At 72.0% G+C, this 25,280-nt stretch carries 22 protein-coding genes; 8 read left to right on the top strand and 14 right to left on the bottom strand.

What is annotated here, in order from left to right:
• The first annotated feature begins 1 nt into the window (after position 1).
• Positions 2-970 carry a COX15/CtaA family protein gene (locus G7072_RS08250; protein ID WP_166085326.1) on the top strand — a complete coding sequence of 323 codons (969 nt, stop codon included), beginning with the start codon at positions 2-4 and terminating at the stop codon, positions 968-970.
• A gap of 310 nt (positions 971-1,280) precedes the next feature.
• Here the strand turns inward: G7072_RS08250 and G7072_RS08245 are convergent, their stop codons facing one another.
• Complete coding sequence (locus G7072_RS08245; protein ID WP_240917204.1) at positions 1,281-2,231, bottom strand: heme o synthase; 951 nt, start codon at positions 2,229-2,231, stop codon at positions 1,281-1,283.
• Positions 2,232-2,420: 189 nt separating this feature from the next.
• Here G7072_RS08245 and tkt point away from each other — a divergent pair, with 189 nt between their 5' ends.
• The 6 genes from tkt to pgl all read left to right on the top strand — a co-directional run bounded on the left by tkt (position 2,421) and on the right by pgl (position 10,820).
• Entirely contained in the window at positions 2,421-4,520 is a 2,100-nt protein-coding gene (gene tkt, locus G7072_RS08240) for a transketolase (protein WP_166085321.1), read from the top strand.
• Between the two features lie 94 nt (positions 4,521-4,614).
• The gene (gene tal, locus G7072_RS08235) at positions 4,615-5,739 is read left to right on the top strand and encodes a transaldolase (RefSeq protein ID WP_166085318.1); all 1,125 of its coding nucleotides are present in this window, start codon (positions 4,615-4,617) and stop codon (positions 5,737-5,739) included.
• On the top strand, positions 5,736-7,367 hold the full coding sequence (locus G7072_RS08230) for a glucose-6-phosphate isomerase (protein WP_166085316.1): 1,632 nt from the start codon (positions 5,736-5,738) through the stop codon (positions 7,365-7,367). The genes tal and G7072_RS08230 overlap by 4 nt, the downstream gene beginning before the upstream one ends.
• 11 nt (positions 7,368-7,378) lie before the next feature.
• Positions 7,379-8,914, top strand: a complete 1,536-nt coding sequence (zwf, locus tag G7072_RS08225; protein WP_166085314.1) for a glucose-6-phosphate dehydrogenase — start codon at positions 7,379-7,381, stop codon at positions 8,912-8,914.
• Complete coding sequence (locus G7072_RS08220) at positions 8,911-10,047, top strand: glucose-6-phosphate dehydrogenase assembly protein OpcA (RefSeq protein ID WP_166085311.1); 1,137 nt, start codon at positions 8,911-8,913, stop codon at positions 10,045-10,047. The genes zwf and G7072_RS08220 overlap by 4 nt, the downstream gene beginning before the upstream one ends.
• 14 nt (positions 10,048-10,061) lie before the next feature.
• On the top strand, positions 10,062-10,820 hold the full coding sequence (gene pgl / locus G7072_RS08215) for a 6-phosphogluconolactonase (protein WP_166085309.1): 759 nt from the start codon (positions 10,062-10,064) through the stop codon (positions 10,818-10,820).
• An 80-nt stretch (positions 10,821-10,900) separates the two neighbouring features.
• Here pgl and G7072_RS08210 read toward each other — a convergent pair whose 3' ends face one another.
• From G7072_RS08210 to uvrA, 12 genes are all read right to left on the bottom strand, one after another.
• Positions 10,901-11,260 carry an RNA polymerase-binding protein RbpA gene (locus G7072_RS08210; protein WP_166085307.1) on the bottom strand — a complete coding sequence of 120 codons (360 nt, stop codon included), beginning with the start codon at positions 11,258-11,260 and terminating at the stop codon, positions 10,901-10,903.
• A 41-nt stretch (positions 11,261-11,301) separates the two neighbouring features.
• Complete coding sequence (gene secG / locus G7072_RS08205; RefSeq protein WP_166085305.1) at positions 11,302-11,541, bottom strand: preprotein translocase subunit SecG; 240 nt, start codon at positions 11,539-11,541, stop codon at positions 11,302-11,304.
• 43 nt (positions 11,542-11,584) lie between these two features.
• A complete protein-coding gene (tpiA, locus tag G7072_RS08200) occupies positions 11,585-12,373 on the bottom strand; it encodes a triose-phosphate isomerase (protein ID WP_166085303.1) in 789 nt (262 codons plus the stop codon).
• 14 nt (positions 12,374-12,387) lie between these two features.
• Entirely contained in the window at positions 12,388-13,605 is a 1,218-nt protein-coding gene (locus tag G7072_RS08195; RefSeq protein WP_166085301.1) for a phosphoglycerate kinase, read from the bottom strand.
• A gap of 20 nt (positions 13,606-13,625) precedes the next feature.
• Positions 13,626-14,621 carry a type I glyceraldehyde-3-phosphate dehydrogenase gene (gene gap / locus G7072_RS08190; RefSeq protein WP_166085299.1) on the bottom strand — a complete coding sequence of 332 codons (996 nt, stop codon included), beginning with the start codon at positions 14,619-14,621 and terminating at the stop codon, positions 13,626-13,628.
• Positions 14,622-14,889: 268 nt separating this feature from the next.
• Positions 14,890-15,876 carry a DNA-binding protein WhiA gene (gene whiA / locus G7072_RS08185; protein ID WP_166085297.1) on the bottom strand — a complete coding sequence of 329 codons (987 nt, stop codon included), beginning with the start codon at positions 15,874-15,876 and terminating at the stop codon, positions 14,890-14,892.
• Between the two features lie 126 nt (positions 15,877-16,002).
• Positions 16,003-16,959, bottom strand: a complete 957-nt coding sequence (gene yvcK, locus G7072_RS08180; protein WP_206063322.1) for a uridine diphosphate-N-acetylglucosamine-binding protein YvcK — start codon at positions 16,957-16,959, stop codon at positions 16,003-16,005.
• Positions 16,956-17,846, bottom strand: coding sequence for an RNase adapter RapZ (rapZ, locus tag G7072_RS08175; protein WP_166085293.1), 891 nt, complete (start codon positions 17,844-17,846; stop codon positions 16,956-16,958). Before rapZ ends, yvcK begins: the two co-directional genes overlap by 4 nt.
• Positions 17,847-17,848: 2 nt before the next feature.
• Entirely contained in the window at positions 17,849-19,819 is a 1,971-nt protein-coding gene (gene uvrC, locus G7072_RS08170; protein WP_166085291.1) for an excinuclease ABC subunit UvrC, read from the bottom strand.
• Positions 19,820-19,898: 79 nt separating this feature from the next.
• Entirely contained in the window at positions 19,899-20,354 is a 456-nt protein-coding gene (locus tag G7072_RS08165) for a hypothetical protein (protein ID WP_166085289.1), read from the bottom strand.
• A 210-nt stretch (positions 20,355-20,564) separates the two neighbouring features.
• Positions 20,565-21,032 (bottom strand): Rieske (2Fe-2S) protein, encoded by a 468-nt coding sequence (locus tag G7072_RS08160; RefSeq protein ID WP_166085287.1) that lies wholly within the window; start codon positions 21,030-21,032, stop codon positions 20,565-20,567.
• A 45-nt stretch (positions 21,033-21,077) separates the two neighbouring features.
• Positions 21,078-24,113, bottom strand: coding sequence for an excinuclease ABC subunit UvrA (uvrA, locus tag G7072_RS08155; RefSeq protein WP_166085285.1), 3,036 nt, complete (start codon positions 24,111-24,113; stop codon positions 21,078-21,080).
• 251 nt (positions 24,114-24,364) lie between these two features.
• On the opposite strand from uvrA, the gene G7072_RS08150 reads away from it, so the two are divergent.
• Positions 24,365-25,021: an MBL fold metallo-hydrolase gene (locus G7072_RS08150; protein WP_166085283.1), complete on the top strand. Its 657-nt coding sequence runs from the start codon at positions 24,365-24,367 to the stop codon at positions 25,019-25,021.
• A 27-nt stretch (positions 25,022-25,048) separates the two neighbouring features.
• On the opposite strand, the gene G7072_RS08145 is transcribed toward G7072_RS08150, so the two are convergent.
• Positions 25,049-25,237, bottom strand: a complete 189-nt coding sequence (locus G7072_RS08145; RefSeq protein ID WP_166085281.1) for a hypothetical protein — start codon at positions 25,235-25,237, stop codon at positions 25,049-25,051.
• Between the last annotated feature and the right edge of the window lie 43 nt (positions 25,238-25,280).

Genomic DNA, 25,280 nt, shown 5'->3' with positions numbered 1-25,280 from the left:
CGTGAGCCCGCCCCGCGCCCTCGACGCCCCGCCCCGGCGTACGTCGCCCGCGTGGCTGCGGCGTGCGGCGGTCGCCTCGCTGGTGGTCAACATCGCGATCGTGGTGACCGGTGGCGTGGTGCGCCTGACCGGCTCCGGGCTGGGCTGCCCGACGTGGCCGCGCTGCACCGAGGAGTCGTTCCGGCCGCACGGCGCGATGACGATCCACACCGCGATCGAGTTCGGCAACCGGATGGTCACCTTCCTCATCGCGGCGGTCGCGATCGCGACCCTCGTTGCGGTGTGGCGCTCGAGCCGCCGCGACCTGCGGCTGCCGGCGGTCGTGCTGGCCGTCGGCGTGCCCGCGCAGGCCGCCCTGGGCGGGGTCACGGTGCTGACCGGCCTCAACCCGTGGACCGTGTCGATGCACCTGGTCGTGTCGATGGTGATGATCTGCGTGGCCGTGCTGCTGGTGCGCTCGGTGGTGGTCGGCTCGCCCGCCGACCGGGCCGAGCCGCTCGTGGCCGCCGATGCCGTGGTCGCGCCCACGGTCGGGACGGTCGTCGAGCGCCTGTCCGTCGCCGTGTTCGTCGTCGGCTGGGCCGTGCTCTACCTCGGCACGGTCGTGACCGGCAGCGGCCCCCACGCCGGGGACGCCGACGCCCCGCGCAACGGGCTCGACCCGCGGTCGGTGAGCCAGCTGCACACCGACGCGGTCTTCCTGCTGCTCGGGCTGCTCGTGGCCGTGGTGGTCGCCGTGCGCAGCCTGGACCGCACCCTCGAGGTCGTGCGCGCTGCGCGGATCCTGCTCGTGGTGGTGCTCGCGCAGGGCACCGTCGGGTTCGTGCAGTACTTCACCGACCTGCCGGTCGTCCTCGTCGCGATCCACCTGCTCGGCGCCGCGCTCTTCGCCGCCGCCATGACGTGGCTGCTCCTGGCCGCCCGGGACCGGACCGTCCCCTCCCGCTCCGCCGCCCCCAGCCCGCTCTGACCTCGGCCGGGTGGGGTGCTGGTTTCCCACGGTATGCAGGCGAACTGGCACTCCCCACGGCGTCCGCACCGTGGGGAGTGCCGGGTTGCCGTGGGAAGAACTCCGCCGCCATCCCGTCGACCGGCGACGAGCGACGGCTCGCAGGACCCAGTGCCCCGCCGACGCGCGTACGTCGTACGTCCGGAGGTCGTGGGTCAGGCGCTCGGCCGACTCCCCATGGAAAACTGGCGCTCCCCGTGCTCCGGACGCCGTGGGGAGTGCATGTTCGGCTGCATACCGTGGGAAACCGACGGCCCCCGAGTGAGCGGGGTCAGCCGGCGACGAGGGGCTCGAGGGCGACGCCCACGAACAGCAGCGACAGGTAGATGTTCGACCAGTGGAAGAGCCGCATCGGGCGCATGGCGACGACGTCGTCGGTGGCGCGGGTGCGGGCCGAGAGCCGGTGCGACTCCACGATGAACACCGCTCCGAGGATCCCGGCGACCGTCGGGTAGAACCACGAGGTCCCGGCGACCGGCCACAGCAGCAGCGAGGTCGCGACCGTCACCCAGGCGTAGGCGACGATCTGGCGTCCCACGACGGGGGCCGGGGAGACCGACGGCAGCATCGGCACGTCGGCCGCGGCGTAGTCCTCGCGGTAGCGCAGCGCGAGGGCCCAGAAGTGCGGCGGCGTCCAGAAGAACACGACCGCGAAGAGCACGACCGGCACCCACGACAGCGAGCCGGTGACCGCGGTCCAGCCGATGAGGGCCGGGAAGCACCCGGCGGCGCCGCCCCACACGATGTTCTGGCTGGTGCGTCGCTTGAGCAGCATCGTGTAGCCCACGACGTAGAAGACGTTCGCCGCCAGGGACAGCAGGGCCGAGAGCGGGTTGACCAGCGTCCACAGCAGCACGGTCGAGACCACGCCGAGGACGAGGCCGAAGACCAGGGCGGCGCGCGGCGAGACCGCGTGGCGCGGCAGCGCGCGGCGCCGCGTACGGCGCATCCGCTCGTCGATGTCGCGGTCGTAGACGCAGTTGAGGGCGTTGGCACTGCCGGCCGACAGCGTCCCGCCGACCACCGTGGCCACCACGAGGCCGAGCTCGGGCACGCCGCGCGAGGCCAGGAACATGACCGGGACGGTGGTCAGCAGCAGCAGCTCGATGATCCGCGGCTTGGTCAGCCCGACGTAGGCGCCCACGACGTCGCGGAACCGGCCGAGAGGGCTGGATCCCCCCGCGCTCGGGGAGAGGCGCACCTGGGGGTCGACGGCGGTCACGTGTCCTCGCGTCCTCGAGATGGCGGCTGACATGCCGACGCAGGCCGCCGGCAGTGCGAGTGTAGTCGCCCGGGGCCGCCGGCCGAGCACCCGCGGGGGTGTGCATGCCCACAGGGGGCGTGGGTAGGCTCGGCTCCGCCGGGACAGCCACCGCTCGCCCCGGTCTCAGACAACGAGAGGACCCCGTTCGTGAGCCCCTCCCTCGACTGGAACGAGCTGGACGACCGGGCGGTCGACACGGCCCGGGCGCTGGCCATGGACGCCGTGCAGAAGGTCGGCAACGGCCACCCCGGCACGGCCATGAGCCTGGCGCCGGCGGCGTACCTGCTGTTCCAGAAGGTCATGCGTCACGACCCCGCCGACCCGCAGTGGATCGCGCGCGACCGCTTCGTGCTGTCCTGCGGCCACTCCAGCCTGACCCTCTACATCCAGCTCTACCTCGGCGGCTTCGGTCTCGCCCTCGACGACCTCAAGGCCCTGCGCACGTGGGGCAGCCGCACCCCGGGCCACCCCGAGCACGGCCACACCGCGGGCGTCGAGACCACCACGGGCCCGCTGGGCCAGGGCGTCGCGAACGCCGTCGGCATGGCGATGGCGGCCCGCCGCGAGCGCGGTCTGCTCGACCCCGACGCGAAGGCCGGCGAGAGCCCCTTCGACCACATGGTCTACGCGATCTGCTCCGACGGCGACCTGCAGGAGGGCGTGAGCGCCGAGGCCTCGTCCCTCGCCGGGCACCAGCAGCTCGGCAACCTCGTGCTCATCTACGACGACAACAAGATCTCGATCGAGGACGACACCGCGGTCGCGTTCAGCGAGGACGTCTCCGCCCGGTACGCCGCCTACGGCTGGCACGTGCAGAACGTGGACTGGACCAACGGCGGCGCGGAGTACGCCGAGGACGTCCCGGCCCTGTGGCGCGCGATCCAGCGGGCCCAGAAGGAGACCGGCCGTCCCAGCTTCATCAACCTCCGCACGGTCATCGCCTGGCCCGCGCCGAACGCGCAGAACACCGGCGGCTCGCACGGCTCCGCCCTCGGCGACGACGAGGTGGCGGCCACCAAGAAGCTGATGGGCTTCGACCCGGAGAAGTCCTTCGAGGTCAGCGACGAGGTCATCGCGCACACCCGCGGCCTGCTCGAGCGCGGCAGCGAGGCCGGCGCGGCGTGGGACGAGCAGTTCACCGCCTGGCAGACGAAGAACCCCGAGCGCGCCGAGCTGCTGAAGCGGGTCTTCGTGGAGCGCCGCCTGCCCGACGGCTGGGCCGACGCCCTGCCGACCTTCGAGCCCGACGCCAAGGGCGTGGCCACCCGCAAGGCCTCCGGCGAGGTGCTCAGTGCCATCGCCCCGGTGCTGCCCGAGCTGTGGGGCGGCTCGGCCGACCTGGCCGGCTCGAACAACACCACGCCCAAGGGCGAGCCGTCGTTCCTCCCGGCCGAGCACTCGACCAAGAAGTTCACCGGCAACGAGTACGGCCGCGTCCTGCACTTCGGCATCCGCGAGCACGCCATGGGCTCGGTGATGAACGGCATCGCCCTGCACGGCGGCACTCGCGTGTACGGCGGCACGTTCCTCGTCTTCTCCGACTACATGCGTCCCGCGGTCCGCCTCGCGGCGCTGATGCACCTGCCCGTGACCTACGTCTGGACCCACGACTCCATCGGTCTGGGCGAGGACGGTCCCACGCACCAGCCCGTCGAGCACCTGGCTGCGCTGCGCGCGATCCCGGGTCTCGCGGTCGTGCGGCCGGCCGACGCCAACGAGACCGTCGCCGCGTGGCGAGCCGTGCTCGAGGACACCAGCGGTCCCTCGGCCCTGGCCCTGACCCGCCAGGACGTCCCGACGTTCCCGCGAGGGACCGACGGCTACGCGACCGTCGACGGCGTCGCCAAGGGCGCCTACGTCCTGATCGACACGCCCTCGACCCCCGACGTCATCCTCGTGGCCACCGGCTCCGAGGTGGCGATCGCCGTCGAGGCCCGCGAGCAGCTCGCCGCGCTCGACATCGCCGCCCGCGTGGTGTCGATGCCGTGCCGCGAGTGGTTCGACGCCCAGGACGCGAGCTACCGCGACAGCGTGCTGCTGCCCGAGGTCAAGTCCCGCGTCAGCATCGAGGCCGGCGTCGCCCAGGGCTGGCGCGAGGTCGTGGGCGACCACGGGCGCGCCGTCTCGCTCGACCACTTCGGGGCCAGCGCGCAGTACCAGGAGCTGTACGAGAAGTTCGGGCTCACCGCCGCGGCCGTGGTCTCGGCGGCCAAGGAGAGCATCGACGACGCCGCCCGCGGCGTGTAGCCATCAGAGAACGTCCCGGACCGTCCCGACCCGGGCCGGCTCCGGACCGGGTGGCCCGGAACGAGCCACCGCACCGCAACCGTGGAGGGAAACCATGACATCCGACGCAGGCACCGACCGGCTCGAGAAGCTCTCGTCCGCCGGGGTGAGCATCTGGCTCGACGACCTGTCGCGCGAGCGCATCGAGTCGGGCAACCTGGCCGAGCTGGTCAAGGACAAGCACGTCGTCGGCGTGACGACGAACCCCACCATCTTCGCGGCGGCGGTCGCCGACGGCGAGCGGTACGACGACCAGGTCGCCGGCCTGACCCGCGGCGGGGCGACGGTCGAGGACGTCATCCTCGAGCTCACCACCGACGACGTGCGCAACGCCTGCGACGAGCTGACCGACGTCTCGCACGCCACCGGCGGCAAGGACGGCCGGGTATCGATCGAGGTCGCCCCGACGCTGGCCTTCGACACCGAGGGCACCATCGAGTCGGCCCAGCAGCTGTGGCGCAAGGTCGACCGGCAGAACCTCCTCATCAAGATCCCCGCGACCGACGAGGGCCTGCCCGCGATCACCCAGACCCTGGGTGAGGGCATCAGCGTCAACGTGACGCTGATCTTCGGCCTGGAGCGCTACGAGGCCGTCATGGACGCCTACCTCGCCGGGCTCGAGCAGGCGCACCGCAACGGCTGGGACCTCGCCCAGCTGCACTCGGTCGCCTCGTTCTTCGTCTCCCGCGTCGACAGCGAGGTCGACAAGCGCCTCGAGGAGATCGGCACCGACGAGGCCCTCGCGCTGCGCGGCAAGGCCGCGGTGGCCAACGCCCGCCTCGCGTTCGAGAAGTACGAGGAGGTCTTCTCGGGCGACCGGTTCGCCGCGCTCGCCGAGCACGGCGCGCTCCCCCAGCGTCCGCTGTGGGCCTCCACCGGGGTCAAGAACCCCGACTACGACGACACGATGTACGTCGCCGACCTCGTCACCTCCGGCGTGGTCAACACCATGCCGGAGAAGACCATGGACGCGTTCGCCGACCACGGCGTCGTCACCGGCGACACCGTGCGTGGCACGTACGACGACGCCCGCCGGGTCTTCGAGGCGCTCGCCGAGCAGGGCATCGGCTACGACGAGGTCATCACCGCCCTCGAGAAGGAGGGCGTCGACAAGTTCGTCGCCTCCTGGCACGAGCTCACCGAGACCGTCGAGAAGCAGATGGAGTCGTCGAAGTCATGAGCACGCAGGTGACGGTCCAGACGTCGGGTGAGGCCCAGCGGGCCGTCGCCGCGCACGTGCCCACCCTCGTCGAGGAGAAGTTCGCCAGCCGGCTCTTCTCCCGCGACCACACGCTGTGGGGTCCCGAGGCCGAGGACGAGGCGTCCAAGCGCCTGGCGTGGGTGGGGCTCCCCGAGGCGTCCCGCCCCCTGCTGTCGGTCTTCCGGCCGATCGTGGACGCCTGCCGCGAGGAGGGACTGACCCGCGTCGTGCTGTGCGGCATGGGCGGATCCTCGCTGGCCCCCGAGGTCATCTGCGCCACGGAGGGCGTCGACCTGGTGGTGCTGGACTCCAGCCACCCCGACCAGGTCCGCACCGCGCTCGCCGGCGACCTCGGCACCACCGTCGTCGTCGTCTCCTCGAAGTCCGGCTCCACGGTCGAGACCGACTCGCAGCGGCGCGCCTTCGAGCACGCCTTCGTCGAGGCCGGGCTCGAGCCCTCCGACCACGTCGTGATCGTGACCGACCCCGGCTCGCCCCTGCAGGAGCAGAGCGACCAGGCCGGGCTGCGCGTGGTCGCGGCCGACCCCGACGTGGGCGGCCGCTACTCGGCGCTCACGGCCTTCGGCCTGGTGCCCAGCGCCCTGGCGGGCGTCGACGTGGGCGCGCTGCTCTCGGACGCCGCGAACGCCTCCGCGCTGCTGTCGGTCGACGCCGAGGGCAACCCGGGGCTCGTCCTGGGTGCGGCGATGGCCGGCCTGGAGCAGGCACGGCGCGACAAGCTCGTCCTCGTCGACGAGGGCTCGGGCATCGACGGGCTCCCGGCCTGGGCCGAGCAGCTCATCGCCGAGAGCACCGGCAAGCAGGGCACGGGCGTGCTGCCCGTCGTCGTCGATGGCCCCGAGGCGCCGGAGGTGCAGGGGCCGGCCGGGGACGTGACCGTGGCCCACCTCGTCGCGGACGCCTCTGCGGCATCGCTCCCTGACGACGGTGCCCACCTGGCCGTGAGCGGCACCCTCGGTGGCCAGCTGATGCTCTGGGAGGTCGCCACCGCCGTCGCGGGTCGTCTCCTCGGCATCAACCCCTTCGACCAGCCCGACGTCGAGAGCGCCAAGACCGCCGCCCGCAGCATGCTCGACGACCCGCCGAGCTCGGAGCAGTCCGGGTCGTCCGAGGCGGTGGAGGTCACCACCCTCGGCGGCGACTGGTACGACGGCTCCGGCTCGCTCGACGACGCCGTCAGCGCCCTGCTGGCCCAGCTCGACCCCGAGCACGGCTATGTGGCCGTGATGGCCTACCTGGACCGCTGGGCGCACGCCGCGCTCGAGGAGCAGGTACGCGCTCCCCTGGCCCGCCGGGCCGGGCGCCCGGTCACCTTCGGCTGGGGTCCGCGGTTCCTGCACTCGACCGGGCAGTTCCACAAGGGCGGTCCGGCCACCGGCGTCTACGTGCAGATCACCGACACCCCGGCCGACGACCTCGCGGTCCCGGGCCGCGACTTCGGCTTCGGCACCCTGATCGCCGCCCAGGCGGCCGGTGACGCCACGGTCCTGGCCGACCACGGCCGCCCGGTCCTCCGCCTGCACCTGCACGACCTCGACACCGGCCTGGCCGCCGTACGCGCGGCGCTGACCGGCACGCAGGACTGAGAGAGGACCACGTGAGCCCGTCCCGCGCGCGGACCAACCCCCTGCGGGACCCGCAGGACCGCCGCCTGCCCAAGGTGGCCGGCCCCTGCGGCATGGTCATCTTCGGCGTCACCGGCGACCTCGCCCGCAAGAAGCTGATGCCGGCGATCTACGACCTCGCCAACCGGGGGCTGCTGCCGCCGGGCTTCTCGCTCGTCGGCTTCGCGCGGCGGGACTGGGCCGACCAGGACTTCGCGAAGGTCGTGCACGACTCGGTGCGCGAGCACGCGCGCACCGAGTTCCGCGAGGAGGTCTGGCACCAGCTCGCCGAGGGCTTCCGCTTCGTGCCCGGCGAGTTCGACGACGACCAGGCCTTCGCCCAGCTGAAGCAGACCATCGAGGACCTCGACCGGGTGCGCGGCACGGGCGGCAACCACGCGTTCTACCTGTCGATCCCGCCGCGCTACTTCGGCGACGTGGTCGGTCAGCTGCAGGAGCACGGCCTCACCGAGGACCGGCCCGACACCTGGCGCCGCGTGGTGGTCGAGAAGCCCTTCGGGTCCGACCTGGCGACCGCGCAGAAGCTCAACGAGACCCTCAGCGGCGTCTTCTCCCCCGAGTCGGTCTTCCGCATCGACCACTACCTCGGCAAGGAGACGGTGCAGAACATCCTCGCGATGCGCTTCGCCAACATGCTCTTCGAGCCGATCTGGAACAGCAACTACGTCGACCACGTGCAGATCACCATGGCCGAGGACATCGGCATCGGCGGTCGCGCGGGCTACTACGACGGCATCGGCGCCGCCCGCGACGTCATCCAGAACCACCTCATCCAGCTGATGGCCCTGACCGCGATGGAGGAGCCCACCTCCTTCGACGCCCGCAGCCTGCACCTGGAGAAGCAGAAGGTGCTCGACTCGGTCGTGCTGCCGCGGCGCCTCGACCTGACCACCGCCCGCGGCCAGTACGCCGCCGGCTGGGCGGGTGGCGTCCAGGTCGGCGGCTACCTCGACGAGCCCGACATCGCGGCCACCTCGACGACCGAGACGTACGCCGCCATCCGCCTCGGCGTCGACAACCGCCGCTGGTCCGGCGTGCCGTTCTACCTGCGCACCGGCAAGCGGCTCGGACGCCGCGTCACGGAGGTGGCCGTGTCGTTCAAGCGCGCTCCCCACCTGCCCTTCTCGCAGGCGGCGGTCGAGGACCTCAGCCACAACGCGCTCGTGATCCGGGTGCAGCCCGACGAGGGCGTCACGCTGCGTTTCGGCTCCAAGGTGCCCGGCACCCAGATGGAGATCCGCGACGTCAACATGGACTTCGCCTACGGCGGCAGCTTCACCGAGGCCTCCCCGGAGGCCTACGAGCGCCTGATCCTCGACGTGCTGCTGGGCGAGCCACCGCTCTTCCCCCGGCACGAGGAGGTCGAGCAGTCCTGGCGCATCCTCGACCCGATCATCGACTACTGGGCCGACCACGGCCGGCCCGAGCAGTACCCCAGCGGCACGTGGGGCCCGGCCTCGGCCGACGCCATGCTCGCCCGCGAGGGACGCGCCTGGAGGCGACCATGAGCACGCAGTCGGGCCGACGCGGCACCGTCCTGGAGGACACCAACGCCAGCGAGATCGCCTCGGCCATCGTCAAGGCCCGGCGCAACGCCGGCAGCCCCGCCATGGGCATGGTGATGACGATGATCGTGGTGGTCGACCAGGAGGACGCCGACGCCGCCCTCGACGCTGCGCGCGACGCCGCCCGGGAGCACCCCTCGCGCCTGCTGGGCCTCGTGACCGGATCGGGCCGCGGCTCCTCGCGGATCACGGCCGAGATCCGCACCGGCAGCGGCACCGCCGGCGAGCAGGCCCTGATCACGCTCGAGGGACCGGTCACCAAGCACCCCGACTCGGTGCTGCTGCCGCTGCTGCTGCCCGACTCCCCCGTGGTGGTCTGGTGGCCCTGCGGCTCCCCCGCCGACCCGGCCGCCGACCCGGTCGGGCAGCTCGGGACGCGCCGCATCACCGACGCCGCCCGGGCCCCGACGGCGCGCGCCCGGGCGATGCTCGACCAGTGCCGCTCCTACGCACCCGGCAACACCGACCTCGCCTGGACCCGCATCACGCCGTGGCGGGCCTTCCTCGCGGCGGCGCTCGACCAGACCGACGGCCGGGTGAGCGCGGTGAGCGTGACCTCCGAGCGGGTCAGCCCGAGCGCCGACCTGCTGGCCGCCTGGCTCGGCGACCGGCTGCGCGTGACCGCCACGCGCCGGCAGTCCGACGGTCCCGGCATCACCGAGGTGGTGCTCACCACCAGCGACGGCGACGTGCGGCTCGCCCGGGACGACGGCCGGCACGCGGTGCTCTCGGTGCCGGGGCAGCCCGACCGTCCGGTGGCGCTCGTCCGTCGTGAGATCCCCGCGCTTCTGACCGAGGAGCTGCGCCGGCTCGACCCCGACGACGTCTACGCCCGGACCGTCAAGCGGCTCACCCGGATGAGCGCGGGCCGCAAGGGTGGCGCCGCCCAGGCTGCGAAGAAGCCCGCGGCGAAGAGGCCCGCGGCGAAGAAGTCGACCAAGAAGACCGCGACCAAGAAGACCGCGACCAAGAAGACCGCGACCAAGAAGACCGCGACCAAGAAGACCGCGACCAAGAAGACCGCGACCAAGAAGACCGCGACCAAGAAGACCGCGGCGAAGAAGTCCGCGTCCTGAAAGCAGGTGCCCTGGTGTCAGCCTCTTCCGACCAGCTCGTGGTGCGGTCCAGCTCGGAGGAGGTGGCCGAGACGGTGGCGGTCCGCCTGCTCGACCACCTGGCCGAGCTCTCGGCCCTCGGCGAGGACCCCCATGTCGTGCTGACCGGAGGGTCGCTGTCCCGACGGCTTCACACCCGCCTGGCCGACCTGTCGGCCGAGCGGGAGGACATCGACTGGGCCCGGGTGTCGCTGTGGTGGGGCGACGAGCGCTACGTCGCGTCCGACGACGACGAGCGCAACGCCGGGCAGGCGCTGCAGGACGGGCTGCGCAGGCTGCCGCTGAACCGCGACCGCGTGCACCCCATGGCGGCGTCCGACGAGGGCCACGCGAGCCCGGAGGACGCTGCCGCGGCGTACGTCGAGGACCTGCGGATCGCGCGCGGTCACGTGCCCGAGGGACACGCCTGGTTCCACGTGCTGCTGCTGGGGATCGGTCCGGACGGCCACTGCGCGTCGCTGTTCCCCGGACGCCCCGAGGTGCACGAGCAGGCCGTGGCGCTGGCCGTCCACGACTCGCCCAAGCCGCCGCCCGTGCGCATCAGTCTCGGCCTGTCGACCCTGCAGCGTGCCGACCAGGTCTGGTTCGTGGCCGCCGGCGACGAGAAGGCCGACGCGGTGGCGCGGTCGGTCGGCGGTGGGGACGTGTCGGAGACTCCGGCGGCCGGACCACGGGGGCTGCGCCGCACGTTGTGGTTCCTCGACGAGACCGCTGCCGGTCAGCTGGAGCGCTGACCGCGTCCTGCCGGGCAGAGACAGACCAGCCGCCGACCGGGGATCCGGTCGACGGCTGGCTGGCAGAAATTGTCGAGTGCTCAGAAACCGATCTCGCCGCGCTTGCGGCGGTCTCGGAGCGTCTTGAGCGCCTCGTCGAGGATGTCGGCCGCCTCGGTGTCGCTGCGACGCTCCTTCACGTAGGCGAGGTGCGTCTTGTACGGCTCGATCTTCGGCGGCGGCGGAGGGTTCTCCGAGTCCTGGTTGGCCGGCAGGCCGCAGCGCGGGCAGTCCCACGACTCGGGCGCTGTCACCTCGACGGCGAAGAAGACCTCGGACGTGTGCCGGTGGGCACAGTAGTAGACGACTCGCTGGCGAGGAGCGGACTCCCCGCGCTCGGCCTCTCCCATCGGACCGGCGCCGACTCGGCTGCCGCGGATGGCGCTTGCACCACCTGCCACGCTCACTTCTCCTTGTTCGGGGGGATGAAGAGGGGCGACTGCTAGGAGTTGTTGGCCTTCAGCAGCAGTCCCAGGGCGATCACGCTGGCGAACCAGATGAATCCGGCTCCCACGGTGATGCGGTCCAGGTTGCGTTCGGCAACCGAGGACCCACCGAGGCCACTGGACATGCCGCCTCCGAACATGTCCGAGAGACCTCCGCCCCTGCCCTTGTGGAGCAGGATGAGGAGAATCAGCAACAGGCTCGTCAGGACGAGCACGACGGTGAGTGCGATGATCACGGTGGGACAGCCTAACTCACGGGGTGGGGGTTGAGGACGGCGGTCAGAGCTTCGGCATGTCGTAGAAACGCGCGATGCCGCCGAACTCGTCGGCGTCGAGGCTCGCCCCTCCGACGAGGCAGCCGTCGACGTCGGCCTTGTCCATGATCCCCGCGACGTTGGCGGCCTTCACGGAGCCGCCGTAGAGCACGCGCACGGCGTCCGCCGCCTGGTCGCCCCACACCTCGCGGACGCGACCGCGGATGGCCGCGCACACCTCCTGGGCGTCGTCGGGCGTCGCCACCTCGCCGGTGCCGATGGCCCAGACCGGCTCGTAGGCGACGACCAGCGCGCCCACCTGCGCGGCGTCGAGACCGGCGAGCGAGCCGTCGACCTGGGCGAGGGTGTGCTCGACCTGGCGGCCCTCCTTGCGGACCTCCAGGCCCTCCCCGACGCAGACCAGCGGGGTCATGCCGGCGGCGATCGTGGCCTTGGCCTTGGCGTTGACGAGGTCGTCGCCCTCGGCGTGGTACTCACGGCGCTCGGAGTGACCGGCCAGGACGTAGGACACGCCGAGCTTGGCGAGCATCCCGGCCGAGATCTCGCCGGTGTAGGCGCCCTTCTCGTGCGCGGAGACGTCCTGGGCGCCGTACCTGATCGCGAGCTTGTCGCCGTCGACGCAGGTCTGCACGCTGCGCAGGTCGGTGAACGGCGGGATGACGACGACCTCGGCCTTGGCGTGGTCGTGCTTCTTGTCGGCCAGGACCGCGGCCAGCTTCTGGACCAGCACCACCGCCTCGGAGTGCGTGAGGTTCATCTTCCAGTTGCCGGCCATCAAGGGGGTGCGGGACATCGGTCTCTCTCGTTTCAGTGGTCGCGGTCGACGGAGTCGACCGGGTCGTCCAGGACGTCGATGCCGGGGAGGTCCTTGCCCTCGAGGTACTCCAGGCTGGCACCGCCCCCGGTCGAGATGTGGCCGAAGGCGGCCTCGTCGAAGCCGAGCGTGCGCACGGCGGCGGCGGAGTCCCCTCCCCCGACGACCGACAGCCCGTCGAGCTCGGTGAGCGCCTGGGCCACGGCCCGGGTGCCCTCGGCGAAGGCGGGGAACTCGAAGACGCCCATGGGCCCGTTCCAGAAGACCGTGCGGGCGTCGGCCAGGGCAGCCGCGAACGCACGCTGGGAATCGGGGCCGATGTCCAGCCCGAGCTGGTCGTCGGGGATGGCGTCGGCGGGCACGACCGTCGCCGGTGCGTCGGCGGCGAACTCCGGGGCCACCACGACGTCGGTCGGCAGCAGGATCTGCACGCCCGACTCCTCCGCGCGGCGGAGGTACTCGCGGCACACCTCGACCTGGTCCTGCTCGAGCAGGCTCTTGCCCACCGCGTGGCCCTGGGCGACCAGGAACGTGAAGACCATCCCGCCGCCGATGAGGAGCCGGTCGGCCTTGCCGAGCAGGTTGTCGATGACGCCGAGCTTGTCGGAGACCTTGGACCCGCCGAGCACGACGACGTAGGGACGCTCCGGGTCCTCGGTGAGCCGGCGCAGCACCTCGATCTCGGTCTGCACCAGGCCGCCCATCGCGTGCGGCAGCAACCGGGCCACGTCGTACACGCTGGCCTGCTTGCGGTGCACGACGCCGAAGCCGTCGGAGACGAAGACGTCGGCGAGGGCAGCGAGGTCGCGGGCGAACGCCTGGCGCTCGCCTTCGTCCTTGCTGGTCTCGCCCGCGTTGAAGCGGACGTTCTCGAGCACCGCCACCTGGCCGTCCCCGAGCGCCGCCACCGTGGCGCGGGCGCTGTCGCCCACCGTGTCGTCGGCGAAGGCGACGTCGGTGCCCAGCAGCTCGCCGAGACGGGCCGCGACCGGCCGCAGGGAGTACGCCGGGTCGGGCGCCCCCTTCGGACGGCCGAGGTGGGCGACCACGGCGACCCGCGCCCCCGCGTCGGTGAGCCGGCGCAGCGTGGGCAGGCTGGCGCGGATGCGTCCGTCGTCGGTGATGCGGTCGTCGTCCAGCGGCACGTTGAGGTCCGAGCGCACCAGGACGGTGCGGCCCCGGAGGTCCCCGAGGTCGTCGATCGTGGTCATCGGCGGGTCCTCGCGGCGACTCAGAGGGAGCTGCCGATGTGGGTGATCAGGTCGGCGAGGCGGTTGGAGTAGCCCCACTCGTTGTCGTACCAGCCGAGGACCTTGACCTGGTTGCCGATCACCTTGGTCAGCGGGGCGTCGAAGATGCACGACGCCGGGTCGGTGACGATGTCGGTGGACACCAGCGGGTCGGTCGAGTACTTGAGGTAGCGGCCGTCGGCGGCCTTCTCGATGGCGGCGTTGACCTCCTCGACCGAGGTCTCGCGGCCGGCCTCGAAGGTCAGGTCGGTCGCGGAGCCGGTCGGCACCGGGACGCGCATGGCGTAGCCGTCGAGCTTGCCCTTGAGCTCGGGCAGAACCAGGCCGATGGCCTTGGCGGCACCGGTCGAGGTCGGGACCATGTTGAGCGCGGCGGCGCGGGCGCGGCGCGGGTCCTTGTGGATGTTGTCCTGGAGGTTCTGGTCCGCGGTGTAGGCGTGGATCGTCGTCATCAGGCCCTTGACGATCGTGAACTCGTCGTGGAGCGCCTTGGCCATGGGGGCCAGGCAGTTGGTGGTGCACGACGCGTTGGAGATGACGGTGTGCTGCGCGGGGTCGTACAGCTCGTGGTTGACACCCATCACGATCGTGATGTCCTCGTTGGAGGCGGGCGCGGAGATGATGACCTTCTTGGCGCCGGCGTCGACGTGGGCCTTGGCCTTGGTGGCGTCGGTGAAGAAGCCGGTGGACTCCACGACGACGTCGACCCCGAGCTCGCCCCAGCTCAGCTTCGAGGGGTCGCGCTCGGCGGACACGGCGAACTCAGTGTCGCCGACCTTGATCGAGGTGTCGGTGGACGACACGTCGGCGTCGAGACGACCCAGGATCGAGTCGAACTTCAGCAGGTGGGCCAGCGACGTGTTGTCGGTCAGGTCGTTGACGCCGACGATCTCGATGTCGGCGCCCGAGGCGCGGACCGCACGGTAGAAGTTGCGGCCGATGCGGCCGAAGCCGTTGATTCCTACACGAACGGTCACAGCGGGTCTCCTGGGAAGAAGGGGGTCGGGACTTCTCGACCCTATCGCCCCGTGGTGGACGTCACGACCCGGAGTCCTCGGTACGGATCGGTAACTTTGGATCGATCAAAGCGACCGGTCGACGCGGACGATGTGTGAGGACACGGGCGGGGGTGGTGCCTACGTCACCGGGTCTCGGCACGCCCGTCGCGGCCTCGCGGGCTCGGCCGCGGGGCTTGCTCGACCTGATGACCTGATCCGCTGCGCTCATCCTTCGCGCAGCGGATGGTCATTCATCCTCGGCCAACATCTCCGGGGTGAGGGAGGCCTCGGTGTCCGGGATGCCGGTCTCCTGGGCCTTCTTGTCCGCCATCGCCAGCAGACGGCGGATGCGTCCGGCGATGGCGTCCTTGGTCAGCACCGGGTCGTGCAGCTGGCCGAGCTCCTCGAGGGAGGCCTGCTTGTGCTCGAGCCGGAGGCTGCCGGCCTGACGGAGGTGGTCGGGGACCTCCTCGCCGAGGATCTCGAGCGCGCGCTCGACACGAGCGCCGGCCGCGACGGCGGCGCGGGCGGAGCGGCGCAGGTTGGCGTCGTCGAAGTTGGCGAGGCGGTTGGCCGTGGCACGGACCTCGCGACGCATCCGGCGCTCCTCCCAGGCCATGAGCGACTCGTGGGCGCCCAGCCGGGTCAGCAGCGCGCCGATGGCGTCGCCGTCGCGGATCACGACGCGGTCGACGCCGCGCACCTCGCGGGCCTTGGCGCTGATGCCGAGGCGTCGGGCGGCGCCGACGAGCGCGAGGGCGGCCTCGGGGCCGGGACAGGTGACCTCCAGGGCGGAGGAGCGGCCCGGCTCGGTCAGCGAGCCGTGGGCCAGGAACGCGCCGCGCCAGGCCGCCACGGCGTCGCAGTTGCCGCCGGACACGACCTGCGGCGGGAGGCCGCGCACGGGGCGGCCACGGCCGTCGAGGAGGCCGGTCTGGCGGGCCAGGGCCTCGCCGTCGCGGACGACGCGGACGACGTACCGGCTGTGCTTGCGAATGCCGTGGCCGGTCACCATCGCGACGTCGGAGGCGTGGCCGTAGATCTCGGAGATGTCGCGCCGGAGGCGGCGGGCCGCCGCCCCGGTGTCGAGCTCGGCCTCGACGACGATCTGGCCGCTGACGATGTGGAGACCGCCGGCGAAGCGGAGCATCGAGGAGACCTCCGCCTTGCGGCAGCAGGTGCGCGTCACGGGGGTGCTGGCCAGCTCTGCCTTGACCTGAGCCGTCATCGCCATTCGTCCGATCCTGTCACGCCTCGGTCCCCTCTTCTGCCCCGGTCCTGGGTGGACGGTGGGGCGGTGCTCGTGCAGTCGTGCGGCAGCCGACCCAGGAGGTCGGCGGCAGGTGAGGAAGGGGCCACCCTACGTCGCTCCCAATGCCCGCGCATAGGCGGCTGCCAGTTTCTCGGGGTCGTGGCGCGGCGAGCCGTCGGCCCGGGCCACGTCCTCGCTCACGAGGCGGGCTCCGAGCCGCTCGGCGGCCTGCTGGAGCCCGTCGAGGTCGGTGACGGCGGTGCTGTCGGCCAGCACCGTGGCCACGCTCAGGCCGGGCGCGTGCGCCGCCAGCACCTCCAGGTGGGCCTCGGGGGTGAAGCCCTCGGTCTCGCCGGTCTGGGCGCTGAGGTTGAGGGCGACCAGGATCCGCGCCGACGTCGTCTCGAGGGCGCGACGCAGGTCCGGGATGAGCAGGTGCGGGATCACGCTGGTGAACCACGACCCGGGTCCCAGCACCACCCAGTCGGCCTCGAGGACCGCAGCCACCGCCTCGGGGCAGGCGGGCGCGTCGGCCGGGTCCAGCGCCACCGACAGCACCTGCCCCGGGGTGACGGCCACCTCGGCCTGGCCGCGGACCGTGGAGACGGCCTCGGGTGCCTCGGGATCCTCGCCCCGGACCTGGGCGGTGATGTGGAGGGGGGCCAGCGCCATCGGCAGCACCCGGCCCTGGGCGCCGAGCAGCCGCCCGACCCAGTCGAGGCCGGCGACGTGGTCGTCGAGCAGGTCCCAGAGGGTGACGATGAGCAGGTTGCCCAGCGCGTGCTGGTCGAGGTCGCCGGTGCTGGCGAAGCGGTGCTGCAGCGCTCGCGCCCAGGTCACGCCCCACTCGTCGTCGCCGCACAGCGCCGACAGCGCCTGCCGCAGGTCGCCGGGCGGCAGGCAGCCGAACTCGCGCCGCAGCCGCCCCGACGACCCGCCGTCGTCGGCGACCGTGACGACGGCGGTGAGCCGGCCCGTGACCCGGCGCAGCGCCGACAACGAGGCCGACAGCCCGTGCCCGCCCCCGAGCGCGACCACCCGCACGCCGTCCGGGTGCGCGGTCACTCGCGACCCAGGTCGCGGTGGGCGGCCAGCGCGTCGAGGCCCTGCCCGCGCAGCCGCGCCGCGAGCTCCTCGGACATGGCGACGCTGCGGTGCTTGCCGCCGGTGCACCCGACGGCGATCGTCATGAAGCGCTTGCCCTCGCGCAGGTAGCCCTCCCCGACGGCGGTGACCAGCGGCACGAAGTGCTCGAGGAACGCCCCGGCGCCGGGCTGGCTCAGCACGTAGTCCGAGACCCCGCTCTCCCGACCGGTGTGCGAACGCAGCTCGGGCACCCAGAACGGGTTCGGCAGGAAGCGCATGTCGGCGACGTAGTCGGAGTCGACCGGGATGCCGTACTTGAAGCCGAAGCTCACCACCGTGACGGTCAGGGCGAGGCGCTTCTCGGTGCCGAAGTTGCGTGCGATCTGCGCCGTGAGCTGGTGGACGTTGAGGTTGCTGGTGTCGATCACGAGGTCGGCGTCGCCGCGCAGGTCGGCCACCACCTCCCGCTCGCGCTGGAGGCCGTCGAGGAGCCGGCCGCCCTCCTGCAGGGGGTGGGGACGCCGGGCCGCCTCCTGGCGGCGTACGAGCACGTCGTCGTCGGCCTCGAGGTAGAGCAGCGTCGTCCGACGGTCCTCGACCCCGGCGTTCACGACCTCGCGCAGCGAGTCGAAGAACGAGCCCGAGCGGACGTCGACGACGACCGCGATCGACTGCGCGACCCCGTGGGTGTCGTCGACCATGCGGACCACGTCGGGGACCAGGCGCGGCGGGAGGTTGTCGACGACGAAGTAGCCGAGGTCCTCCAGCTCCTTGGCCGCCGTGCTCCGGCCCGCGCCGGTCATGCCGGTCACGACCACGAGCTCGCCGCGGCTGTCCGGGTCGCCCCCGGGTGAGGTGAACGCCACTGCTACCCCTCCTCGATCTCGCCGGTGGCCGTGTTGACCCCCGGAGCCGGTGCTCCCGCCACGAGGGCGTCGGCGATGCGTTGTGCCGTGGACGGGCCGATGCCCGGCACGTCGGCGATGTCCTCCACCGTCGCAGCCCGCAGCTTGCGCAGGGAGCCGAACCGGCGGAGCAGGGCCTTGCGTCGCACCTCGCCGAGTCCGGGTACGTCGTCGAGCAGGCTCTCGACCATGGTCTTCGAGCGGCGGCCGCGGTGGTGCGCGATGGCGAAGCGGTGGGCCTCGTCGCGCACGCGCTGCAGCAGGAAGAGAGCCTCGCTGGTGCGCGGCATGATGACCGGGTCCTCCTGGGAGGGCAGCCAGATCTCCTCGAGCCGCTTGGCCAGCCCGCAGACCGGGATGTCGTCGATGCCGAGCTCGTCGAGGGCACGCTGGGCGGCCGCCACCTGCGGCGGACCGCCGTCGACGACGACGAGACCCGGGGTGTAGGCGAAGGACTTGGTGCGCCCGGTGTCCGGGTCGACCAGCATCGGGCCGCTGCCGACGGGCGAGGACTCCCCCAGCTCGGGGTGCTCGACGCGCTCGTCGAGGAGCCGCCGGAAGCGCCGGGTGACGACCTCGTGCATGGCCGCGACGTCGTTCTGGCCGTCGATGCTGCGCACCACGAAACGGCGGTACTCCGACTTGCGGGGCAGGCCGTCCTCGAAGACCACCATCGAGCCGACCACCTCGGTGCCCTGGAGGTTGGAGATGTCGAAGCACTCGATGCGCAGCGGCGCCTCGGACAGCTCGAGCGACACCTGGATGTCCTCGAGGGCCTGGTTGCGGCTGGTGAGGTCGGAGGCCCGCTTCGTCTTGTGCAGCATCATCGACTGCTTGGCGTTGCGGGCGACGGTCTCCTGCAGCGCCTTCTTGTCGCCGCGCTGCGGCACCCGGACCTTGACCCGGCTCCCCCGCAGCCCGCTCAGCCACTCCTCCATCGCCGCGTGGTCCTCCGGCAAGGCCGGGACGAGGATCTCCCGCGGCACGCCGTCGCCGGACTCCGCGGCGTACAGCTGCAGCAGGAAGCGCTCCATCAGCCCGCCGAGGTCGGCGTCCTCGGTCTTCTCCGCCACCCAGCCGCGCTGGCCGCGCACGCGTCCGCCGCGGACGTGGAAGACCTGCACCGCGACCTCGAGCGGGTCCTCCTCGACGGCCACGACGTCGGCGTCGGTGCCGTCGCCCAGCACGATCGCCTGCTTCTCCAGGGCCCGGTTGAGCGCCCCGAGGTCGTCACGCAGGCGGGCCGCCTTCTCGAAGTCCATCGCCTCCGAGGCGGCGTACATCTCCTTCTCGATGCGCTTGGTGAACTCCGCGGTGTGGCCGCTCATGAAGTCGCAGAAGTCCTGGACGATCGCGCGGTGCTCCTCGGCGCTGACGTGCCCGACGCAGGGGGCGGCGCACTTGTCGATGTAGCCGAGCAGGCAGGGGCGGCCGACCTGGCCGCTGCGGGTGAAGACGCCGTTGGAGCAGGAGCGCATCGGGAAGACCCGGAGCAGGGTGTCGACGGTGTCGCGGATGGCCCAGGCGTGGGAGTAGGGGCCGAAGTAGCGCGTGCCCTTCTTCTTCGCGCCCCGGACGACCATGACGCGCGGGAACTCGTCGCCCAGGGTGACCGCCAGCCACGGGTAGGACTTGTCGTCGCGGTACTTCACGTTGAAGCGCGGGTCGTACTCCTTGATCCAGGAGTACTCCAGCTGCAGCGCCTCGACCTCCGTGCCGACCACGGTCCACTCGACCTTGGCCGCGGTGGTGACCATCGACGCGGTCCGCGGGTGCAGGTTGGCGATGTCCTGGAAGTACGACGACAGCCGCGCGCGGAGGTTCTTGGCCTTGCCGACGTAGACCACGCGACCGCGCGGGTCGGAGAACCGGTAGACGCCCGGCGAGGTCGGGATCGACCCCGCTGCGGGACGGTACGTCGACGGGTCGGCCACGTCGGCAACCCTACTGTCCGGGTGCGACAGTCCCCGGGGGCCACCCGGGCGCTCCCCCGGCCTCGCGTCCCGGCCGGGCTCAGCCGCGCGGGAGCCCCGAGGAGCCGTCCAGGACGCGCACGGGGACGGCGGCGACGTGGTGCGGCCGGCGCTCCAGGTCACGCCTCAGCAGGAGCTCCAGGCGACGGTCGGCGGTCACCAGGACGACCTCCTCGGGCGAGCGCTCCGCGATCCCGCGGGCGAGCGCGCGCACCAGTGGCCCGACGAGGAGCTCGCCGTGGGCGACGTGGCCGGCGCCGCGCACCAGCTCGACGAGGTCACCGAGCCGCCGGCGGGCCCGGGCGAGCTCGACGTCGCGCTCCTCGGCCGCCCGCGGGGTCTGCGCGGGCAGGGCGCTCGCGGACGTGTGACGCAGGGGCCGCAGATGGACCTGACAGATCACGGGACGGTGCCGGAGGTCGTGCAGGCGCTCCAGCAGCCACTCCTGCCGCTGCCGGTCCAGCTCCGCCTCGGCGAAGACCAGCACCTCGCGCACGCCCGTCCCTCTCCGGCGTCGTCCGGGGGCGGGTCGAGCGGTCGTCCCCCGCCCGAAGGACACCACCTGTCTCACCACCACCATGACAAGGCCCGGTCCCGGGTGGCCACCTGCGGCGCGAACCGGTTCAGACCAGTGCGTCAGGGGCGTGGGTCAGGGCCGTGGGTCAGGGCCGGGGTCGGTGCCCGGCGTGGAGGGGGTCGGGCGAGGTCAGGCGCGCACCACGTCGCCGCCCTGCACCTCGACGTCGACCGTGTCGAGGTCGGGCGTGCTGCCGGCGGGCTCGCCGTTGGGACCGACGAGGTTCTCGCCCTCGACGGAGAACTGGCTGCCGTGCAGCGGGCACGTCATGATGCCGTCCTGCGGCTCGCTCAGCGTGCCGTTCTGGTGGGTGCACCGGGAGTCGAAGGCACGGAACTCCCCCTTCTTCGGCTGCGTCACCACGATGTTCAGGTCGCTGAGGACCACGCCGCCGCCGACCGGGACGTCCGCCGCGGCGACGAGCGCCGCCCCGGCCGACGTGCTGGCCGCAGCGTCCTCGGAGTCCTCGGAGTCCTCGGAGGAGGAGCCGCTCGAGCACGCGGCCAGCAGCGGCCCGCTGACCCCGAAGAGCGCGGCGCACCCGATGAGGCGGCGCCGATCGAGCGGCAGGTCACGGAGGGGGACGAGGTCGGCCATGGCGCCAGCGTAATCAGGTCCCCTGAACCCGGACGGTCGCGCCGGTCAGCGGCTGCGCGCCACCCGCGTCGTCGCCTTCGTCGTCGTGGGCTTCTTCGCCGTGGTCTTCGCGGCCGTCTTCTTCGCCGTCTTCTTCGCCGTCGTGGTCGCCGTCGTGGTGCCCGACGACGTCACCGCCTTCGCCGCCTTCGTGGTCGCCTTCGTGCCCCGGGACCGGGTGCCGGTGGGCACGCGGGTCTGGCCGTCGAGCAGCGACTTGAGGAAGCGGCCGGTGTGGCTGTCGGGGTTGGCCGCGACGTCCTCCGGCGTGCCCTCGGCCACGACGAGGCCGCCGCGGTTGCCGCCCTCGGGACCCATGTCGACGATCCAGTCCGCGGTCTTGATGACGTCGAGGTTGTGCTCGATGACCAGCACCGAGTTGCCCTGGTCGACCAGGCGGCCCAGCACCAGCAGCAGCTTGCGGATGTCCTCGAAGTGCAGACCGGTGGTGGGCTCGTCGAGGACGTAGACGGTCTTGCCCGTCGAGCGCTTCTGCAGCTCGGTGGACAGCTTGACGCGCTGGGCCTCGCCGCCCGACAGCGTGGGGGCGGGCTGACCCAGGCGCACGTAGCCGAGCCCGACCTCGACCAGCGTCGACAGGTGCCGGTTGATGGCCGGCACCGCGGCGAAGAAGTCGACGGCCTCCTCGATCGGCATGTCGAGGACCTCGGCGATGGTCTTGCCCTTGTAGTGGACCTCCAGCGTCTCCCGGTTGTAACGGGCGCCGTGGCAGACCTCGCAGGGGACGTAGACGTCCGGCAGGAAGTTCATCTCGATCTTCAGGGTGCCGTCGCCGGAGCAGGCCTCGCAGCGGCCGCCCTTGACGTTGAACGAGAACCGGCCCTGCAGGTAGCCGCGCATCTTCGCCTCGGGCGTGGAGGCGAAGAGCTTGCGGACGTGGTCGAAGACGCCGGTGTAGGTGGCCGGGTTGGAACGGGGCGTCCGGCCGATCGGCGACTGGTCGACGTGGATGACCTTGTCGACCTCGCCCAGCCCGTCGATGCGGCGGTGACGCCCCGGGACCGTGCGGGCGTTGTAGACCTGCTTGGCCAGCGACGTGTAGAGGATGTCGTTGACCAGGGTGGACTTGCCCGAGCCGCTGACCCCGGTGACCGCGACGAACATCCCCAGCGGGAACGCGACGTCGATGTCGCGGAGGTTGTGCTCCTTGGCCCCGATCACCTTGAGCTCGCGCCCCGGCGTCCGCGGACGGCGTACGGCGGGCAGCGGGATGGACTTGCGCCCCGAGAGGTACATCCCCGTCGGGGAGTCGGGGTGGGTCAGCAGGCCGGCGACGGGGCCGGAGTGGACCACCTGGCCGCCGTGCTCCCCCGCCCCGGGCCCGATGTCGACGGCCCAGTCGGCGACCCGGATGGTGTCCTCGTCGTGCTCGACGACGATGAGCGTGTTGCCGAGGTCGCGCAGTCGCAGCAGGGTCTCGATGAGCCGGTGGTTGTCGCGCTGGTGCAGGCCGATCGAGGGCTCGTCGAGGACGTAGAGGACGCCGACCAGGCCGGCGCCGATCTGGGTGGCCAGCCGGATCCGCTGCGCCTCCCCACCCGACAGCGACCCGGAGGGACGGTCGAGGGAGAGGTAGTCGAGACCGACGTCGAGCAGGAAGCGCAGACGCTCCTGGATCTCCTTGAGCACCTGCTCGGCGATCTGGCGCTCGCGCACGCTGAGCTCGACGGTCGCGAGGAAGGCGGCGGTCTCGTTGATCGGCAGGGCGCAGACCTCGGCGATGGAGCGGCCGCCGACGGTGACCGCCCGCACGACCGGCTTGAGGCGCGAGCCCTCGCAGACCGGGCACGGCACCTCGCGCATGAAGCCCTCGAAGCGCTCGCGGCTGGTGTCGGACTCCGCCTCGCGGTGGCGCCGCTCGATGTAGGGGCGGACGCCCTCGAAGGCGGTGTAGTAGGAGCGTTCGCGGCCGTAGCGGTTGCGGTGGCGCACGTGGACCTTGGTGGAGTGGCCGTCGAGGATGGAGCGCTGGGCCTTGGCCGGCAGCTCCTCCCACGGCGTGTCCAGGTCGAAGCCCAGCTCGTCGCCCAGGGCGCCGAGGAGCCGCTGGAAGAAGTCGGCGACGTGGGCGCCGGACCAGGCGCTGATGGCGCCCTCGGCCAGCGTCGCCTCCGGGTCGGTGACGACCAGCTCCTGGTCGACCTCCATCCGGGTCCCGAGGCCGTGGCACTCCCCGCACGCGCCGAAGGGCGAGTTGAAGGAGAACGAGCGCGGCTCGAGCTCGTCGACCTCGAGCGGGTGCTCGTTGGGGCACGCCATGCGCTCGGAGAACTTCTTCTCCCGGTCGGGGTCCTTCGCGTCGAGGTCGACGAGGTCGAACAGCACGAGGCCGCCGGCGAGGTCGAGCGCGGTCTCCACGGAGTCGGTGAGGCGACGCTTGACGCCGTCCTTGACCGCGATCCGGTCGATCACGACCTCGATGGTGTGCTTCTTCTGCTTGTCCAGCGTCGGCGGCTCGGACAGCGAGTAGGTCTCCCCGTCGACCCGGGCACGCGAGAACCCCTGGGTGACGAGCTGGCGGAAGAGGTCGACGTACTCACCCTTGCGCCCGCGGATCACGGGGGCCAGGACCTGGAAGCGGGTGCCGGTGTCCCAGGTCATGACGCGGTCGACGATCTGCTGCGGCGTCTGCTTCTCGATCGGCTCGCCGCAGGTGGGGCAGTGCGGGCGCCCGGCGCGGGCGTAGAGCAGACGGAGGTAGTCGTAGACCTCGGTGATCGTCCCGACGGTGGAGCGCGGGTTCTTCGAGGTGGACTTCTGGTCGATCGAGACCGCCGGGCTCAGACCCTCGATGAAGTCGACGTCGGGCTTGTCCATCTGTCCGAGGAACTGCCGGGCGTAGGCCGACAGCGACTCGACGTAGCGGCGCTGGCCCTCGGCGAAGATCGTGTCGAAGGCGAGGCTCGACTTGCCCGAGCCGGAGAGCCCGGTGAAGACGATGAGGGAGTCGCGTGGGAGGTCGAGGGAGACGTCCTTGAGGTTGTGCTCACGCGCACCACGGATGATCAGCTGGTCAGCCACGAAGGTCCTCGGGGTCGGCAGGTGGGAGCACGGTCCGGCTTCGAACACATGTTCGTCATGCTAGCGCCGGGGACCGACAGGTCGGGGTGCACGCCCCACGAAACAGTACGTGTCCCGGGCAACCCGGGCACCCGCCGGTCCGCAGGGTGGTGGGCAGGGCGGTGGGCAGGTGCCTCGTCGTCCTGACATGCTCGGGCGGGACACCGGTCCGAGCGTCGCGGCAGCGGCGGGAAGTGGAGGCGAACCCACCCATGAGCTACACCGGCAAGGTCACCGAAGGCGGTCCCGCCGACGTCCGTGAGCTGTCACGGCTGATGATCACGAAGATGGTGGTCGGCGACTTCGGCAACAACACCTACCTGCTGCGCTGCCGCCGGACCGACGAGCAGGTGCTGGTCGACGCCGCCGCCGAGCCCGAGCGCATCCTCTCCCTCGTCGGCCGCGGCGGGCTCGCGAAGGTCGTCACCACCCACCAGCACGGCGACCACTGGGGCGCGCTGGCCGACGTCGTCGAGGCGACCGGCGCGACGACGTACGCCGGGGCGCACGACGCCGAGGGGATCCCGGTGCCGACCGACGTCCTCGTCGAGGACGGCGACACCATCACCGTCGGCGACTGCACCCTCACCGCGATCCACCTGGTCGGCCACACCCCCGGCTCGATCGCGCTGCTCTACGACGACCCCGACGGCACCCCGCACCTGTTCACCGGCGACTGCCTGTTCCCGGGCGGGGTCGGCAACACCTTCGGTAGCAAGGAGAACTTCGACTCGCTGCTGCACGACGTCACGACCAAGCTGTTCGACCGGCTCCCCGACGAGACCTGGTTCTACCCCGGCCACGGCGACGACTCGGTCCTCGGCGCCGAGCGGCCCAAGATCCCGGAGTGGCGCGAGCGCGGTTGGTAGGCAAGCGACTGCGCGGAGGCGGTCGGCTCAGCCGACCATCGCGCCCGGGCCGCCGAAACCCTCGCGGCCGTCGCTGCCGTAGCGTCCCTTGGCCTCGTTGACCGCACTCTGGTCGACCCAGGTCTGCGTCTTGCCGCACCTGGCGCATCGACGCCGCGGGTTGCCACCGGGTGCGCTGACGAGGACCCAGGTGTGACGCAGGTGGAACAGAGGCATGGGGCTTCCCTCCTGCTCTGCAGGTTAGTCCCGGCGCCACCCC

It is taken from the genome of Nocardioides sp. HDW12B (assembly GCF_011299595.1).
Lineage (GTDB): Bacteria > Actinomycetota > Actinomycetes > Propionibacteriales > Nocardioidaceae > Marmoricola_A.
Note: the sequence above shows the minus strand (reverse complement) of the source record. Positions and strands in the feature narration are given on the sequence as shown.

What these genes read in the sequence shown, in the direction of transcription:
- tal (WP_166085318.1), top strand. Translation starts at nt 4,615, where the DNA reads ATGACATCCGACGCAGGCACCGACCGGCTCGAGAAGCTCTCGTCCGCC.
- G7072_RS08230 (WP_166085316.1), top strand. Translation starts at nt 5,736, where the DNA reads ATGAGCACGCAGGTGACGGTCCAGACGTCGGGTGAGGCCCAGCGGGCC.
- G7072_RS08220 (WP_166085311.1), top strand. Translation starts at nt 8,911, where the DNA reads ATGAGCACGCAGTCGGGCCGACGCGGCACCGTCCTGGAGGACACCAAC.
- tpiA (WP_166085303.1), bottom strand. Translation starts at nt 12,373, where the DNA reads ATGTCCCGCACCCCCTTGATGGCCGGCAACTGGAAGATGAACCTCACG.
- G7072_RS08195 (WP_166085301.1), bottom strand. Translation starts at nt 13,605, where the DNA reads ATGACCACGATCGACGACCTCGGGGACCTCCGGGGCCGCACCGTCCTG.
- whiA (WP_166085297.1), bottom strand. Translation starts at nt 15,876, where the DNA reads ATGGCGATGACGGCTCAGGTCAAGGCAGAGCTGGCCAGCACCCCCGTG.
- G7072_RS08160 (WP_166085287.1), bottom strand. Translation starts at nt 21,032, where the DNA reads ATGGCCGACCTCGTCCCCCTCCGTGACCTGCCGCTCGATCGGCGCCGC.
- G7072_RS08150 (WP_166085283.1), top strand. Translation starts at nt 24,365, where the DNA reads ATGAGCTACACCGGCAAGGTCACCGAAGGCGGTCCCGCCGACGTCCGT.
- G7072_RS08145 (WP_166085281.1), bottom strand. Translation starts at nt 25,237, where the DNA reads ATGCCTCTGTTCCACCTGCGTCACACCTGGGTCCTCGTCAGCGCACCC.